We start from the raw sequence: 17,347 nt of genomic DNA, 5'->3' as shown, positions 1-17,347 counted from the left end.
GCTCGCCCGTAATTTTTTGGCCGCTGTTCATCTCGCCGCTCTCGTCGCATATTGGCTCAATTGAGTCTGGACCCTAGATCAAAGTAGTCGATCCAATGCGGAATAACTGACTAACGGGGCTGACATTTAAAACGATTTCAGGAGGGGAATGCCATGCACAGGTATGCATTAGCCTTACTCATCGTTGGTTCTCCATTTTCTGGATTTGCGGCTGAGCTTCCCAAGGAGGGCAGCTACGACTACATCGCCTGTTGGTCAGGCGTTAATAACACGATCACCTTCTCCAAGACCCATACCGGATCGAGTTTTGAGTTGACGGGCACCGTCCGCAGCAATCCTCCCGGGGGCATGTTTGACAAAAGCACTTTCCGCTGCGTCGGGATGAATGCATCACTTGACGGGAAGATCACGGGGTCCAACGTTTGCGAGTCAATCGATGTGGACGGCGACAAGCGGCTCTCATATTTTTCGACCGGCGATGGAAAGACAACCAGGACGAACCTCGCAGGAACTGGGAAATACGAAGGCATGGTCATGGCAGGCACAGTCGAACCACTGGGGTCCTTTCCGGTCATCAAGGACGGAACGTTTCAGAGCTGCAATCATCAAACTGGTACGTACAAGCTGAAGTAACACGAGCAGCGAGAATTTGCCGTCGCTTACCCAAATCCGAGCGACGGCTATTTCGCTCGCTAGAATGGCGGCCTTATCCGTCTCGCCGGTCGAGCGTTGTTACCGCGGGCTAACGGAAATAGAGCGAAGATGTATGCGACTTTCTTCCATTGCGCCAAGGGCGGCTATTGACCAAAGGCGACATTCAACGCTGGTCCTACCTCTCGCGTTGTTTATTGCGCGGGACCCATGGGTGCGATCGGCACCCGGCTTTCCCTGCGCCCTCTGCTTTCGGAGCGGCGAAACGAAGAGCAAAGCTCGGACAGATCATGTCGCGAGAATTTGGAATTACGACCCACTGGCCGCGCAACACATTCGGTGTCGTCCCGGCCTGGAGCCGGGACCCATAACCACGAATGCTCAATGTTGCGCGACGCCGTGGCCACAGCCTTTCTTCAGCAACACAACCCTGTGGTTATGGGTCCCTGCTTTCGCAGGGACGACGATTGTGGATGGAGGCCGTGCGATACATTCGCTGTCGTCCTGGCGAAAGCCAGGACCCATTACCCCTAATGCGAATTGCCTCGCCATGCTGGGGCCGCCTGTTCCTCCAACAACACAAGTCGGTGGTTATGGGTCTCGGCTTTCGCCAGGACGACGCATCGGGAGGATCGCAGGCTCGTTCAGCCCGCCGATCTGCACCAGCGCCAAAAACAAAAACGCCCCCGAGACGGGGGCGTTTTGCGTGTGATCGCCGGGGCGATTGCGAAGCGGACTTTAGTCCTTCTTGAGGAAGCCCGAAAACTTCTTCTGGAAGCGCGAGACGCGGCCGCCGCGGTCCATCAGCTGCTGGGTGCCGCCGGTCCAGGCCGGGTGCGACTTGGGGTCGATGTCGAGGTTCAGCGTGTCGCCTTCCTTGCCCCAGGTCGAGCGGGTCAGGTACTCGGTGCCGTCGGTCATGACGACCTTAATCGTATGATAATTCGGATGAATATCGGCTTTCATGACAGTTCCTTCGGCGCGCCGGCGCCCGTCTCACGATGTCTGGAATACGGGATTTGCGCGGGTCTATAACCCATGGAGCCCGCCAAAACAAGCCAAGAAAGGGCCTAAGCCCATCACCGGATTGGGACTTTACCGGATTTGCCAGCCGGGGGTCGGCGGGCCTATGTGGAGGGCGATAGAACCGGTCTAGATTGATGAGCGTAGCCGAACAGCTTGAGACCCCGCGCGGCGCCCCGCAGCCCCCGCGCGACGCGTTGCTCGATGAGGAAGCCTTCATCGAGAGCCAGATCACGGAGCCGGCGAAGAGCCGCGCCCGGTTGCGGCCGTTGCTTGCGCTCGCGCCCTATGTGGCGCGCTACAAGGGCCGGGCGATCCTCGCGCTGATCTCGCTGACGATCGCCGCGATCACCACGCTGATCGTGCCGGTCGCGGTGCGGCGGATGATCGACATGGGCTTCACGCCCGAAGGCATCGCGATGATCAACAGCTATTTCAGCGTGATGATCGCGGTCGTCGCGGTGCTCGCCTGTGCCAGCGCCTCGCGCTATTACCTCGTGATGACGATCGGCGAGCGCATCGTCGCCGATCTCCGGCGCGACGTGTTCGCGCATCTGATTTCGCTGTCGCCGTCGTTCTTCGATTCCGCACGGAGCGGCGAATTGGTGTCGCGGCTCACCGCCGACACCACCCAGATCAAGTCCGCGGTCGGCGCGTCGGTATCGATCGCGCTGCGCAATCTGATGCTGTTCTTCGGTGCCGCCACGATGATGGTGATCACCAGCCCGCGGCTGTCCGGCTTCGTGTTGCTCGCGATTCCGATCATCGTGATTCCGCTGGTGGCGTTCGGCCGCTGGGTGCGGCGGCTGTCGCGCACCGCCCAGGATACGCTGGCCGATGCCAGCGCCTATGCCTCGGAGCTGGTCAATGCGATCCGCACCGTGCAGGCCTATACCGGCGAGCGGCTCGCCAGGACGCGTTTTGCCGGCGAGGTCGAGCAGGCCTATCAAGCCGCGCGCAGCTCGACCAAGGCGCGCGCGGTGCTGACGCTGATCGTCATCTTCATCGTGTTCGCCAGCGTCGTCGTGATCCTCTGGGTCGGCTCGCACGACGTGCTGGTCGGAACCATCAGTCCAGGCCGGCTCGGCCAGTTCATTCTCTACACGGCGTTCGCCGCGAGCGGCCTCGGCCAGCTCAGCGAGGTCTGGGGTGAGGTCTCGGCCGCATCGGGCGCCGCCGAGCGGCTGTTCGAGATCTTGCGCGTCAGGCCGCAGATCGCGGCGCCCGCTACGCCGCGCGCGCTGCCGCAGCCGGCGCGCGGCGATGTCGGCTTCGACAATGTCAGCTTCGCCTATCCGACCCGGCCCAACGCGCTGGCGGTCGACGGCGTGTCGCTCTCGGTACGATCAGGCGAGAAGGTCGCGATCGTCGGTCCATCCGGCGCCGGCAAGAGCACGCTGTTCCATCTGCTGCTGCGCTTCTACGATCCGACGTCCGGCACGATCTCGCTCGACGGTGTGCCGATCCGGCAGGCCGAACCGGCCGAGGTGCGTGCGCGCATCGCGCTGGTGCCGCAGGATTCCGTGGTGTTCGCCGCAAGCGCCCGCGAGAACATCCGGTTCGGCCGTCCCGATGCTTCCGACGCCGAGGTCGAGCGCGCCGCTGATCTCGCCCATGCCACTGAATTCCTGCGCCGCCTGCCCGAAGGCTTCGACGCCCAGCTTGGCGAGCGCGGCGTGACGCTGTCCGGCGGCCAGCGCCAGCGCATCGCGATCGCGCGCGCGATCCTGCGCGATGCGCCACTGCTGCTGCTCGACGAGGCGACCTCGGCGCTCGATGCCGAGAGCGAGACGCTGGTGCAGACCGCACTGGAGGAATTGATGCGCCATCGCACCACGCTGGTGATCGCGCATCGGTTGGCGACCGTCTTGTCCTGCGACCGCATCCTGGTGATGGACCAAAGCAGGATCGTCGAGCAGGGCACCCACGCCGAGCTGGTCGCCGCGGGCGGCCTCTACGCCCGGCTGGCCAGGCTGCAGTTCGAGGGGATTTGAGCGAATTGGGCCTCGGCGCGCTTCGCCTATGCGATTCCTATGCGATCGGGCGCGCGCTCCCCTCGAAAACCTATTCCCGCGCAAGGATAGTCGCGCCGCGCCTGATCTCCCTCGACAGCCGAAGGAAGTCGGGCGCGCGGGGTGTTCGACTGATGCGCGAGAATGCGACTGAACCGGAGAGCAAGCTGCTTTGTGCCTGGCAGCTTGCCGTGCTGCGCTTCGCAGTGACGCTTGACGACGACGATCGGATGCACGCGCTCGGTGTGGCCGGCGAGGTCGACCGGCTGGGCGGCGCGGCCGATGACGCTTTCCACTTCTTCCGCAGGACGACCGCGGAGCTGTGCGCGGCGATCTCCGGTCAAAGCGCGGATCAGGAGGCCGTCATCCGGCGCTTCCTGGCGCAGATCGATAATGTCAGGCTCAAGCGCGCGGTCGAGGCGGCGATCGCCAAGGACCGCACGCCGCCGAAACTCGTGGCGAGCCGCGTGAAGCCCGGCCCCGATCTCTGGCGCGGGCTGGCGCCGCGGCGTGCAAGCGGAACGTAGGAAGGGCCTCACTCTGCAATCGCCATCACGGCGCGGCGGATATTCCGTTACAGCATGTCGCCACAACCCTGGCCGGCTTGCTGCGATCAGTGCGATGCGCTTCTCTGTGCTCGACAGGAGACCGGTCGGTTTCGGAATGCGGGGAGTGGCGAGATGGTTGGCTTGGTGATCAGCGGCGGCCGGGTGGTGGATCCGGCCAGCGGGATGGACGCGATCGGCGATGTGGCTGTGGTCGACGGCAAGATCGCCGCGGTCGGCACCGGCCTCGGCGGCGCCGAGCGGCGGATCGACGCGACCGGGCTCGTGGTGGCGCCGGGTTTCATTGATCTGCACGCGCATGGCCAGACCATTCCGGCCGACCGCATGCAAGCCTTCGACGGGGTGACGACCTCGCTCGACCTGGAGGCCGGCGTGCTGCCGGTCGCGTCCTGGTACAAGCGCCAGGCCGAGAAGGGCAGGGTGCTGAACTACGGCGCCGCCGCCAACTGGGCCTTCGCGCGCATCGGTGCGATGACCGGTTCGAATTCGGAAAGCTCGCTGGAATCGTTTGGCGCCGCGATGCGCGATCGCCGCTGGATCGAAAACGTCGCGACCGAAGGCGAGGTCGGCGGCATCCTCGACCGCCTCGCCATCGGCCTGAACGAGGGCGGTATCGGCATCGGCATTCTCAACGCCTATGCGCCGGGCGCCGGCGTGCAGGAATTGACCGCGGTGTGCCAGCTCGCGGCCACGCATGCGGTGCCGACCTTCACCCACGTCGCCTACATGTCGCGGATCGATCCCGAAAGCGCAGCGGAGGCCTATATCCGCCTGATCGGCTATGCCGGCGCCACCGGCGCGCATATGCACATCTGTCACTTCAACTCGTCGAGCAAGACGGATATCGAACGCTGTGTTGCGTTGATCGCGAAAGCGCAGGCGCAGGGCCTGCCGATCACGGTGGAGGCCTATCCCTACGGCACCGGCTCGACCGTGCTGGCGGCGACCTTCTTCAGCGATCCGAAATTCGAGGAGCGCAACGGCCTCGGTTACGATTCGGTGCAGCGCGTGACCGACGGTCACCGTTTCGGCAGCCGCGAGGAGCTGCTGGCGGCACAGGCCGAAGAGCCCTCGACCTTGGTGCTGTGGCACGTGCTCGACATCGAGAACAACGCGCATCATCGCGATCTGCTCGACATGGCGGTGCTGTATCCGGGCGGCGCGATCGCCTCCGACGCGATGCCGTGGACGCTGTCGGACGGCCGCCCCTATAGCGGCGACGCCTGGCCACTGCCCGACGATGCCACCTCGCATCCGCGTTCGGCGGGCTGCTTCACCCGCTTCATCCGCGAATGGGTGCGCGAGCGCAAGAAGGTGTCGCTGCTCGAGGGCATCCGCAAATGTGCGCTGATCCCGGCCGAGATCCTGTCGGCGAGCACGCCGGCGATGCGGGCCAAGGGCCGGCTGCAGGTCGGCGCCGACGCCGATGTCGTGGTGTTCGACTTCGAGACGCTGAGCGATCGCGCGACCTTCTCCGCGATGAATCGTCCGGCGGAGGGCGTGCGGCATCTCGTGGTCAGCGGCCAGCCGCTGATCAGCGATGGTGTGCTCGATGTCGCGGCGCGTCCCGGCCGGCCAGTGCGCCGGCCCGTCACCGGAGGCTGAGGTGCCGGTCCCGATCCTGCTGGTCGCGGGCTTCCTCGGGGCGGGCAAGACCACGATCGTCAACCATCTGCTGGCGCATGCGCAAGGGCGGCGCATCGCCGCCGTGGTCAACGATTTCGGGGCGATCAATATCGACGCGGAGCTGATCGCGGGCGCCAGCGACGGCGTGGTCAACCTGAGCAATGGCTGCATCTGCTGCACGCTGGAGGGCGACCTGCTGCGCACGCTCGCCACGCTGCTGCGGCGTGATCCGCGTCCCGAATTCATCGTGATCGAGACCAGCGGGATCGCCGATCCCGCCGACATCGTGCGCAACCTGATGGATCCCGTGATCTGGAAGGAGGCGCCGCTCGAGACCGTGCTGTGCGTGGTCGACGCGACGCAGCCTGCGGCGATGCTGAACGACGCGCTGCTGCGCTCGCAGCTGCGGGCGGCGGATGTGGTGGCGCTGAGCAAGGTCGATCTGACTGACGCCGCTGCGTGCGCCGCGATCCGCGACGCCGTGCGCGCGGCGCGTCCGGCAGCCGTGGTGGTCGATGCGTTGCATGGCGAGGTGCCGGCCGCGCTGCTGTTTCCGGCGGATCTCGATCATGTGTCGGCGCCGCGCGAGACCGCGCCGCGACGGCCGGCGTCCGATCGCTTCGAGACGCTGAGCTGGACCTCGGAGCGGCCCGTCGTGCTGCTGCGCCTGCAGCAGGCGATCGGCAGGCTGGCGCCGAAGCTGGCGCGGGCGAAGGGATTGTTCGAGACGGTGGAACAGCCCGGGCGGCTGACCGTGTTTCAACTCGCCGGCGGCCGCGCGACCTTGGCTGCGGGCGGCGTGCCGTCGCCCGGCGTGCCGCGCACGCGAATCGTGTTCATCGCCGAGATGGGTGTTCTGTCGCGGGCGGAGATTGATGCGATCATGGAAGGCTGCGTCGAGTGACGCAAATGTCCCGTCATCCTGAGAGAATGTGAATGTATTCAGCGTCGTCCTGGCGAAAGCCAGGACCCATTACCCCAACCGCCTATTGTTGTGCGACGCTGGGGCCACTATCGCGCTCTCTATCGAATTCGGTGGTTATGGGTCCTGGCTTTCGCCAGGACGACAGCGCGGGGATGACGGGACAAGAAGTCTCCGCGTCAGCCGCAGATGCCGCTGTGTCATCGCCGCCGCAGCATTTCGCAAAGCATGTGTGGGACGATCGCATCGAATTGACAGCCTTGCCGGCACCACCTATCGTTTTTGCCGACGGTTCCCTTCGGGGATCAAAAGGGAATGCGGTGCGAGGGTAACCCCAATGCCGCAGCTGTCCCCGCAACTGTAAACGGCGAGCCTTTCGTCAATTTGCCACTGGGCTATCAGGCCCGGGAAGGCGTCGACAGGCGATGACCCGTGAGCCAGGAGACCTGCCGTCAGTCGTGGTCACACGCGAGCACATCGGGCGGGGGCGTCCTGGTGGGATCGGAGCACTGCCTTTTGGGCAATGCGCCAGTCCGCGTTCGCGGTGACGTGCCACGTTACCGCGAGTCCTTTCATGTCTCCGTCCTTTCCCGTTGCGCGCAAATGGCGCCTCGGTCTCGTCTGCTCCCTGTCATCGCTGCTGTTGCCGGCCGAAGGCTCGGCACAGACACTTCCACCAACCAGGCTCGATCCGATCGAGGTCGCGCCTTCCGCTGCGGCAAGGCCGAAGCCTGCGGTGCGCAGCCGTGACATGGCCGCCGCGGCGCGGCCACGGCCAAGGCCCGCGACGGCCGCACCAGCCGGCAACACGCCGCGCGCCGCGGCGTCAGGCGCATCGGGGGCGGTATCGCCGACGCTCAATGCCACCACGCAGGGCGGCACCGGCAGCCGGCTCAATCTGACGCCGCTGCAGACGCCGGCCAGCGTCGAGATCATCACGGCGCAGACCATCGCTGAGCGCGGCCAGCATAATGTGGTCGATGCCGTCACCCAGGACGCGGCCGGCTTCATCGCAACGCCGGCGCCCGGCAATGGCGGCCTGTCGTTCAGCACCCGCGGCTTTGCCGGCAGCAACTCGGTGATGACGCTGTACGACGGCACGCGCTTCTATATCGGCTCCGGCACGCTGACGTTTCCCTACGACACCTGGTCGACTCAACGTATCGAAGTGCTGCGCGGCCCGGCCTCGGTGCTTTACGGCGAAGGCGCGATCGGCGGCGTCATCAATGTGATCCCGAAGAAACCGCAGAGCACGCCCTATAACGAGGCCGAGGTCTCGCTCGACAGCAACATGACCCGGCGGCTCTCGGTGGACAGCACCGGTCCGATCAATCCCAATGTGTCGTACCGCGTCAACGCCACCGGCAACATGTCGGACGGCTGGGTCGATCGCGACAAGACCTCGAATGCGGTGGTCTCCGCCGCCGTGCGGGTGCAGGCGTCGGACAATCTCGCCTTCACGCTGTCGGAGGACTACGGCGACCGCAGCCCGTCACGCTATTTCGGCACGCCGCTGATCAACGGCTCGATCCAGGACGCGCTGCGCTTCAAGAACTACAACGCATTGGATAGCGCGATCCGCTATCAGGACAGCTGGACCCGGTTCAAGACCGAGTGGGACGTCGCCGACGGCATCAAGGTCAACAACACGCTGTATTATCTGACCAGCGAGCGGCACTGGCGCGACATCGAGAACTACACCTGGAATCCGAAGACCCAACTGATCGATCGCACGAGCTATATCGAAATCTTCCACGACCAGAAGCAGCTCGGCAACCGGATGGATACGACCTTCAGCGGTCACGTGTTCGGACTTGCGAACCAGTTCGTCGCCGGGTTCGACGTCAACCGGATCGACTTCACCCATACCAACAATTCGCCCTTTGGCGGTGCGTCGTCGGTCAATCCATACGTGTTCGATCCGGGATCGTTCTTCGCGACGACGACGGCGACCACGCCGGGCTTCAACGCGATCGTCGATCAATACGCGCTGTTCGCCGAGGATCGGCTCTCGCTGACCGATCAATTGTCGCTGGTCACCGGGGTCAGGTATGATCGCCCCGAGGTGGAGCGCACCGACTACAAGACGCCGGCAAACAGTTTTGAGACGAAGCTATCGGGGACCAGCTGGCGCGCCGGCCTCGTTTACGAGCCGATCAAGAACCTCGCGTTCTATGGCCAGTACGCGGTCGGCGTCGATCCGGTCAGCAACCTGATCTCGCTGCCCGTCTCGCAAAAAACCTTCCAGCTTGCGACCGGCGAGCAGACCGAGATCGGGGTCAAGCAGGCGTTCTGGGGCGGCCACGGCGAGTGGACGCTGGCTGCCTACGAGATCGTCAAGACCGGGCTCACGATTCCCGATCCCGGCAATCCCACCGGAGGCCTGGCATTGCAGATCGGCCAGCAATCATCGCGCGGGGTCGAAGGATCGATCGGGCTCGCCCTGAGCGACGGCTGGCGGGTCGACGCCAATCTTGCGCTGCTGCGCGCCAGATACGACAACAACAGCCAGGTGGTCGGCGGCAAGATCGTCAGCTTCAACGGCAATGTCCCGGTCAACGTGCCGCAGCAGGTCTCGAACGTCTGGCTGACGTGGGATTTCGCGCCCAACTGGTCGGTCTATGGCGGCGTGCAGATCGTCGGTGCGATGTACTCCGATCTCGCCAACACCCAGTTGCGGCCGGGCTACAATGTGGTCAATGGCGGCATCAGATGGAAGCCGGATGACCGCACCACGGTCGCGTTCCGCCTCTACAATCTGTTCGACAAGGTTTACGCGGTGACCTCGAACGGCACCGGGCAGTGGCTGCTCGGCATGCCGCGCACCGCCGAATTGTCCGTCAACGTGAAGTTTTGACCATGCGCAACGCTCTGATCCGGCGCGGGCGGCGATGGCTCTATGTCGTCCATCGCTGGATCGGCATTGCGACGTGTCTCCTCTTCGCGATGTGGTTCATCTCCGGCCTCGTCATGATGTACGTGGCCTTTCCGCGCCTCACCGACAGCGAGCGCCTCGCCGCGCTTCCTGTCGTCCTCTGGAGCAAGGTGCGGGTCACACCCGATCGCGCGATGGCGATCGCGGGCGTGGAGCGTTATCCGCGTGACCTGCGGCTCGCGATGATGGACGACACGCCCGTCTATCGGGTGACCGGCTGGAAGGGAGGGACGATCACGATTTCGGCGACCGACGGCAGCGAGATCGACCGCATCACGCCGGACCAGGCGCTGGCCATCGCGCGCCATCATCCGCGCGCGGTGCAACCCCAACTGCTCGACACCGTGACGCGCGACCAATGGTCGGTGACCGCGCGCTTCGATCCGTTGCGGCCGCTCTATCTGATCGGCCTCGGCGACGCCGATGGCACCGAACTCTACGTCTCCTCGCGCACCGGCGAGATCGCGCTCGACACCACGCGTCGCGAGCGCATCTGGAACTGGCTTGGTTCGATCCCGCACTGGATCTATCCGACCGTCCTGCGCAAGGACGGCCCGCTGTGGCGAGACGTGGTGCTTTGGATCTCGGGGGTCTGTCTTGTGGTCGCGGTCACCGGCTTCTGGATCGGCATTTTGCGCCTGCGGCTGACGCGCCGCCATGCGAGCGGCGCCGTCTCGCCCTATCGCGGCTGGATGGCCTGGCATCACATCGCCGGCCTGATCGGCGGCATCTGCGTCTTGACCTGGATGTTCAGCGGCTGGCTGTCGCTCAATCCCGGTGGCGCGTTCTCCGCTCGCGGCATCACCCGCGAGATTACGATCGGCTACAGCGGCCACGACACGCCCGACATCGTCGCCGGCTTCCAGTCGTCGCCATCGATGCCGGCGGTGGAGGCGCGCTTCGTCTGGATCGGCGGACACGGGGTGATGTTGCTCGACGACGGTAATGGCGGCCGCAGCATCGCCGATCTTGTGACCGGTGCGCAGATGACCCTCTCGCGCGACGAGATCATCGCTGCCGCTCGACACGCAATGCCCGGCGCTGCGATGACATCAGCGCGGCAGCTCGATGAACCCGACGCCTACTGGTACACGCTGCACCAGGCGCGCGAGCTTCCCGTCTTGCGGATCGGCTTCGACGATCCCGCCCACACCTGGCTGCACGTCTCTCCCGTCACCGGCGAGATCCTCGACCGCAGCGACGACAGCCGCCGGTCCTACCGCTGGCTGTTCAACGCGCTGCACAGCCTCGACTTCCCGCTGCTGCTACGCATCTCGCCGGCGCGCGATGTCGTGGTGTGGCTGCTATCGGCGGCTGGCACGATTATCTCGATCAGCGGGATCGTGATCGGCTGGCGCCGGTTGCGGCGGCGGAAGGTACGAGGCAGGCGCGTCTCCGCGAGCCTCGAGCGCACGCCCTCGTAAGCCGCGATTACTTGACGGTCAGGTGCACGTCCGGCGCTGGCCGATCGGGGGCCCATTCCAGTGCGAACCGCTGACCGGCAATGATTTCATAGGTCGAGAGCTTGGATGCGACCGCATCGCGGAACCGGAGATAAGCATCGCGCTGCCGCCCGTTCGAGCGGGCCGCGGCCAGATTGAGCCATTTGTAGGCCAGCACGAAATCTGTCGGAACGCCGTGACCCTTGTCGTACATCAGGCCGAGCTGGGCTTGCGCGAACGGGTCGCCCTGCACGGCGCCGCGATAGTAGCAGTCGGCGGCGGCTGCGTAGGCCTGCGGCACGCCGAAGCCGTGCTCATACAAGAAGCCGAGCATGCCGAGCGCGCGTGCATTACCGCGCTCGGCGGCCGGCGCGAGCTCCCGAGCCGCCCGGACATAGTCGCCGCGATGGAAGGCGGCCGATCCGCGCGCGACGCTGTCGGCGCTCGCGACAGAGGCGGTCATCGCCCAAACCACGACCGCAAGCGAAGCCGAGAGACGCGTCCGTCGTGCGAGAACGCGGCGCATCCTGCCGCCCGGCTCAGTGATAGCTGGTGGTGATCGGTGCATTGGTCGATGTCGTGGCGATGCTGCCGCGCAATTTCGATCGAAGCTCCTCGGCCACGGTCTGGGCGTCGGAACCGTTGCGGATGATCTGCGGGCGGATGAAGATGATCAGCTCGGTACGCTGGGTGCCGTTGCTCTGATGCCCGAAGGCGTCACCGAGGCCCGGAATCTGGTCGAGCACGGGAAGCGCATTGCGGGCGCCGCTCTGCTGCTCGCTGATCAGGCCGGCCAGCAGCACGGTCTGACCGTTGGCGACCGAGATCTGGCTCTTGACCCGCCGTTCCGACACCGTCGGCGTCAGGTTGACCGTGCTGCCGCTGCTTTGGGGAACGTTGCTGATCTCCTGCTCGACATCGAGCCGCACGGTGCCGTTCACGCTGACGCGTGGCGAGACCTTCAGGATGATGCCGGTGTTGCGATAGTCGATGGTGTTGACCACCGTGTTGCTCGTGGTCAGCACCGTCGCGCTGCCGGTCGAGACCGGGACGACGTCGCCGACCTGCAGCGTCGCGACCTGGTTGTTGATCACGACCAGCGAGGGATTGGACAGCACCTTGACGCTGGTGACGGCATGCAGCGCATCCAGGATCAGGCTCGGCTGCGTCGCATTTCCGATCAGGAAGTTGAAGCCCGGGAAGCTCTGGTTGATGAAGGCATTGGTGAGCGATCCCGCGACCGAGACCGCGCCGGTGGTCGCGTCCGTGGTGGTCGCGGGCGCGGAAGTGGCCTGGGTGCCGAGGATCGAGCCGGTGTTCGGCTTCAGGCCGAGGTTCTGGCTGGTGAGATAGGTCTGCACGCCATAGGACAGGGTGTTGTTGAGCGTGACCTCGGCGATCGTCGCGTCGATCGCGACCTGGAGCTGCGGCTCGTCGATCTGCAGCAGCGTCGCCTCGATGATGCGGTAGTTGGCCTGGTCGGCATAGATCAGCAGATTGTTGTTGACGGTATCGGGCGTGATCCGGACGTCCTGCATGACGGGCTGGCCGTTGCCGCCGCCGGCACCGCGTCCGGCATCCAGCGCGGCATTGTTGCCCTGGCCCGGATTGTTGGGATTGTTCGCTTGTCCGCCGGCGCCGAATCCCTGGCCCAGGCCCTGGCCTGTTGCGCCTGTCCCCGACGTGCCGCGGGATGCGAAGCCGCTCATGCCTGAATTCGAGCCGTTGTTGTTGTTGAGCGACAGACGGTCGGCGACGCTTGAGGTCGACGAGGTACCGGAGCCGGGCGCGAGCTGGCTGTCGGCACTGTCAAGCAGGTTGCCGGACGATCCGCCAAGGAACATGTCGGTCAGGACCCGCGCGATCTGGCGCGCATCGCCGTATTTGACGCGGTAGACATGGACCGAAGTGCGCGCCGTGTCGTTGCGGTCGAGGCGCTTGATCCAGGTCGCGGCCGTGTGCAGCATGTCGGGCTTCTTGGTCACCACCAGCACCGCGTTCAGGCGCGCGATCGGCATGAACTTGATGACGTTCTGGCTGAGGCCGTTCTCGCCGGAATCGACGATCTTCTCCAGTTCGGCAATGACAGGCGCGGGCGAGCCGCTCGAGATCGGGAAGATGCCGACGGATTGGCCGCGCATCCAGTCGACGTCGAAACTAAGTACGGTATCGACCGCGGTGCGGCGCTCGGCGCCGGTGCCCTGGATCAGCAGCAGATTGCGCGTCGTGTCGGCGCGGATCGCGCCCGCCCTGGTGGCGAAGCTGTCGGTCAGCTTCATGAGGGTCTGCGCCGACACATATTGCAGGGGGACCACCGAGATGCCGAATCCGGGTTCGGGATTGGCCGCCGCGGCATCGACGCGGCCGCCGCCGACGGCGTCGCCGAGCGGCGTCAGGCGATAGCCCGCCGTATCCTTGAGCAGCACGACGCCGCTCAGGCGGAGTGCGTTTTCAAGCACGAAGACCATGTCGGACTTCGGCACCGGACGAACCGAGACCAGGCTGACCGTGCCCTGCACGCGCGGGTCGATGGTGTAGCCGACATGCAGGATGTCGCCGAGCACGACCTTGGCGACGGTCGCCACCGGCGTGCTCTCGAAATTCAGATCGAAGCCGTTGCCGTTGGATGCCGGCTGCGGCCGCGCGTCGGCGACGGCCGTGACTTCGCTTCCGTCATAAATCGCCGCGCGGACGCTGCCGCTCTGGCTGCCGCCCGTCGCCGCCTGTGCGTTCACCGGTTGCGGCTGGCGCTGCGCCAGATCCAGCGAGCGCACCTTGTCGGTGACGTCGAGTTGGGATGCGTCCACGCTCTCGCCGACCGTCGCGGAATTGCAGGACGCCAACAACCCCAGTGACGTCAAGGCAAAAATGGCTGCGAGGCCGCCACGGATCGTCGGGCAGCGGCCCACTGTGCCTACGCGTTGCATGAAGGCCCTTCGCTTTGACTAACTGAAATTTCGATTGCTTGCGACGATCGGTCCTACCCCGGAGGGACTCTTAGCGATCGAACATGACAGAAATAAATTGGTTACATGATTGTCGTTCGCGACCTGCCCATCGCATCGCACCTAAATAGTGCAGCCGGCGCGCTGCTTGTGTCCGCGATGCCACCCTCAAAGTTTCTTGAGCGGGACGAATGATGTGACTTCGCACAGCTGTCACACTTCGGATCGATAACCGCACAATTGCCGGGAGCCGAACACGACGGCACGCAGCGGCACTTGGCACGAACTGATCCGGGATAGTGTGGCGGGATATCGAGAATGGCCAACGACCTGTCCGTTCGGTTCGTGGATTATCTACGTCAGAACAATCACCTGGCGCCGATCGAGGGGCCGGCTGAGCGGACCGGGCAGGGCGCCGACGTCAGGCAATTGAAGCTGTGGGAGGTCACCAGCCTCTCCCCGGCCGAATTCGCCGACGAAGCCGCGCGCTTCTTTGCGCTTCCCCGCCTGACGCTCCAGGACATGACCTCGGCCGAGCCGCTGGTCGGGTCGTTCTCGCCGCGCTTCCTGCGCGAGACCATGGTCTATCCGTGCCGGGCGGCCGACGGGACCACGGTGCTCGCGGTCGTCGATCCGACCGATCAGGCGACGCTGCGGGCCGCACAGATCGTGCTCGGCGCTGATATCGATGTGAAAGTGGCTTCGTCGGAGGACGTCGCCATCGTGCTGAACAACTCTTCCAGTGCCGAGGAGGCCGAGGCCGCCGACAGCGCGGCGGCATTGCCCCGGGAAGACGACATCGAGAGCCTGCGCGATCTCGCCAGCGGCGCGCCGGTGGTGCGCGCGGTCAACGATCTCATCGAGAAGGCGGTCGAGCTTCGCGCCAGCGACATCCATATCGAGCCGTTTTCCGCCGGCCTGATGGTGCGCTTGCGGATCGACGGTCTGCTCCGGCCGGTCGCCGCGCTGTCGGGCGTGCTGCCACAGGCGGTGGTCTCCCGCATCAAGATCATCGCCAACCTCAATATCGCCGAGCGCCGCCTGCCGCAGGACGGCGCGGCGCGGCTGCGGGCCGGTCGCACCGACATCGATATCCGCGTCGCGATCATGCCGACGCAACACGGCGAATCCTGTGTCATCCGCATCCTGCCCAAGGATCGCGGCCTGCTGGTGGTCGAAAAGCTCGGGTTCTCGGAGCCCGACGAAGCCAAGCTGCGGCGGCTCTTGAAGCTGCCGCACGGCATGGTCGTGATCACGGGACCGACCGGCAGCGGCAAGACCACGACGCTGGCGACGATCCTGTCGATCCTCAACGAGCCGAGCCGCAAGATCCTGACCATCGAGGATCCGGTCGAATACGAGCTCCCCGGCGTCAACCAGTCCCAGATCAAGCCCGCGATCGGCCTGACCTTCGCCACCGCCCTGCGGTCGTTCGTTCGCCAGGACCCCGACGTGATCATGGTCGGTGAAATCCGCGACTCCGAGACCGCGCATGTCGCGGTGCATGCGGCGCTGACCGGGCATCTGGTGCTGACGACACTGCACACCGAGACGGCGGCTGCCGCGGTGCCGCGTTTGCTCGACCTCGGGGTCGAAGGCTATCTGCTGCGTTCGGTGCTGCGCGGCGTGATTGCACAGCGTCTGGTCCGGCAACTCTGCGAGCGCTGCAAGACGGCGCGGCCGCTGGCAACAGCGGATTTCACCGAGGATCCCCGGCTCGCCGCGCTCGGCTTCAAGGCCGGCGAGATCATTCAGGAGCCATGCGGTTGCGAGCGCTGTGGCGGAACCGGCTATCGCGGCCGCCTCGGCGTGTTCGAACTGCTCGAACTGTCCAATGAACTGCGCGAACTGATCGGGGAGCGAACCGACGGGCTGAAGATCGATACGATGGCGATCCGGGCGGGCATGACCACGATGCTCGACGATGGGGTCGCGAAATGCCGCGCCGGATTGACCTCGCCCGCCGAGATCCTCCGCGTCGCAACGGTGCGGTGACGACGTGCCGAATTATCGCTATCGCGCTCTGACCCAGGCCGGCGAGATCGTGAACGGCACGATCTCCGCCCCGACCGCGGCCGAGGTGGCGCGGCGGATCGAATATCTCAAGCTGCTGCCGATCGAGACCACTGAGGACAAGCGCGCATCCGGCGCCGCCGGCGGCCGCAGCCTGTTCGGCGGGCCGAGCGCGGCCGAGGTCACCACCTTCACGCGCGATCTCGCGCTGCTGCTCAAGGCCGGCGCGCGGCTCGACGATGCCTTGGAGCTTTTGTCCGGCGACGCCGATGTTGGCCGGATGCGTCCGGTGGTGGCGAAAATTCGCGCCGCGCTGCTTACCGGCGAGAGCTTTGCCGATGCGGTCGCCGATCATCCAACCCTGTTCCAGCCGATGTATATCGCGCTGGTCCGGGTCGGCGAAATCTCCGGCACGCTCGATTCGGTGCTGGAGATGCTGGGGACCGAGCGCGCGCGTTCCGAACAGATGCGGCGCAAGCTGACCGACGCCATGCAGTATCCGGCCTTCGTGCTGGTCGCGGCGTCCGGCGTGATGCTGTTCTTCCTGCTGTTCGTGCTGCCGCAATTCTCGACCGTGCTCGGCGATTTCGGCGGCAAGTCGGACACGGCACTCGCCAGCTTCATCGCGGTGTCGGATTTCCTGCGCGCCAACGCCACCGCGGCAAGCCTGATCAGTGCGGCGACGATTGCGCTCGCGTGGTGGCTGCTGCGGCAGGCGCGCGTGCGCGCCGCGCTGGTCAATGCGATCTCGCGCGTGCCGGGCATCAGTAGCGCCTTCCAGTTCTATCGCGCCAGCCTGTTCTGCCGCAATCTCGGCGTCCTGCTCGGCAGCGGCGTCAACCTCACCGCGGCGTTGCGCATCCTGGTCGACATCATGTCAGTGACCGGAAGCGAGGCGAACTGGACCGCCGCCGCCGACCGCGTCCGTCACGGCGGCAAATTATCGGAAGCACTCGCCGTGGCGGACAGCCTGCCGCCGATGGCGGTCCGCATGCTGCGGCTCGGTGAAGAGACCGGGCAGCTGCCGGTGCTGGCCGGGCGGGTCGCGGAATTCTACGAAGCAAAATTGCAGCGCAGCCTGGACCGCGTCGTCGGCATCGTCGGTCCGCTGGCGATCATCACGATCAGCACCGTCGTGGGTGGGTTGATCGTGTCGGTCATGACGGCGCTGCTCTCGGTCACGCAGCTTGTCGGTTAGAGCAGGGGTCATCG

At 65.4% G+C, this 17,347-nt stretch carries 12 protein-coding genes and 1 riboswitch; of the genes, 9 read left to right on the top strand and 3 right to left on the bottom strand.

Going from position 1 to position 17,347, the window contains the following annotated elements:
* Positions 1-153 precede the first annotated feature (153 nt).
* Complete coding sequence (locus QJT82_RS30490) at positions 154-633, top strand: hypothetical protein (RefSeq protein WP_028340285.1); 480 nt, start codon at positions 154-156, stop codon at positions 631-633.
* A gap of 756 nt (positions 634-1,389) precedes the next feature.
* Here QJT82_RS30490 and rpmE read toward each other — a convergent pair.
* Complete coding sequence (gene rpmE / locus QJT82_RS30485) at positions 1,390-1,617, bottom strand: 50S ribosomal protein L31 (protein WP_016845230.1); 228 nt, start codon at positions 1,615-1,617, stop codon at positions 1,390-1,392.
* Positions 1,618-1,811: 194 nt separating this feature from the next.
* On the opposite strand from rpmE, the gene QJT82_RS30480 reads away from it, so the two are divergent.
* From QJT82_RS30480 to QJT82_RS30455, 6 genes are all read left to right on the top strand, one after another.
* Positions 1,812-3,668, top strand: a complete 1,857-nt coding sequence (locus tag QJT82_RS30480; protein ID WP_028340286.1) for an ABC transporter ATP-binding protein/permease — start codon at positions 1,812-1,814, stop codon at positions 3,666-3,668.
* A gap of 152 nt (positions 3,669-3,820) precedes the next feature.
* Positions 3,821-4,213, top strand: a complete 393-nt coding sequence (locus QJT82_RS30475) for a hypothetical protein (protein WP_245288690.1) — start codon at positions 3,821-3,823, stop codon at positions 4,211-4,213.
* Positions 4,214-4,366: 153 nt separating this feature from the next.
* The gene (locus QJT82_RS30470) at positions 4,367-5,857 is read left to right on the top strand and encodes an amidohydrolase family protein (RefSeq protein ID WP_028340288.1); all 1,491 of its coding nucleotides are present in this window, start codon (positions 4,367-4,369) and stop codon (positions 5,855-5,857) included.
* Positions 5,805-6,782, top strand: a complete 978-nt coding sequence (locus QJT82_RS30465) for a GTP-binding protein (RefSeq protein ID WP_035631449.1) — start codon at positions 5,805-5,807, stop codon at positions 6,780-6,782. The genes QJT82_RS30470 and QJT82_RS30465 overlap by 53 nt, the downstream gene beginning before the upstream one ends.
* Positions 6,783-7,072: 290 nt before the next feature.
* A riboswitch (cobalamin riboswitch) is annotated at positions 7,073-7,269 on the top strand.
* Between the two features lie 105 nt (positions 7,270-7,374).
* Positions 7,375-9,657, top strand: a complete 2,283-nt coding sequence (locus tag QJT82_RS30460; protein WP_028340290.1) for a TonB-dependent receptor — start codon at positions 7,375-7,377, stop codon at positions 9,655-9,657.
* A 2-nt stretch (positions 9,658-9,659) separates the two neighbouring features.
* Positions 9,660-11,159 (top strand): peptidase, encoded by a 1,500-nt coding sequence (locus QJT82_RS30455; protein WP_028340291.1) that lies wholly within the window; start codon positions 9,660-9,662, stop codon positions 11,157-11,159.
* A gap of 7 nt (positions 11,160-11,166) precedes the next feature.
* On the opposite strand, the gene QJT82_RS30450 is transcribed toward QJT82_RS30455, so the two are convergent.
* The gene (locus tag QJT82_RS30450; RefSeq protein WP_028340292.1) at positions 11,167-11,640 is read right to left on the bottom strand and encodes a tetratricopeptide repeat protein; all 474 of its coding nucleotides are present in this window, start codon (positions 11,638-11,640) and stop codon (positions 11,167-11,169) included.
* 76 nt (positions 11,641-11,716) lie between these two features.
* A complete protein-coding gene (gene gspD, locus QJT82_RS30445; protein ID WP_196238148.1) occupies positions 11,717-14,104 on the bottom strand; it encodes a type II secretion system secretin GspD in 2,388 nt (795 codons plus the stop codon).
* A 336-nt stretch (positions 14,105-14,440) separates the two neighbouring features.
* Between gspD and QJT82_RS30440 the strand changes: the two genes are divergently transcribed.
* Positions 14,441-16,117 (top strand): GspE/PulE family protein, encoded by a 1,677-nt coding sequence (locus tag QJT82_RS30440; RefSeq protein WP_028340294.1) that lies wholly within the window; start codon positions 14,441-14,443, stop codon positions 16,115-16,117.
* 4 nt (positions 16,118-16,121) lie between these two features.
* Entirely contained in the window at positions 16,122-17,333 is a 1,212-nt protein-coding gene (locus QJT82_RS30435) for a type II secretion system F family protein (protein WP_028340295.1), read from the top strand.
* The last annotated feature ends 14 nt before the right edge of the window (positions 17,334-17,347 follow it).

The sequence above is a fragment of the Bradyrhizobium sp. Mp19 genome (assembly GCF_029952935.1).
In the GTDB taxonomy this organism is placed as follows: Bacteria; Pseudomonadota; Alphaproteobacteria; order Rhizobiales; family Xanthobacteraceae; genus Bradyrhizobium; species Bradyrhizobium elkanii.
The sequence above is the reverse complement of the archived record's forward strand: the minus strand, read 5'-3'. Positions and strand labels throughout refer to the sequence as shown.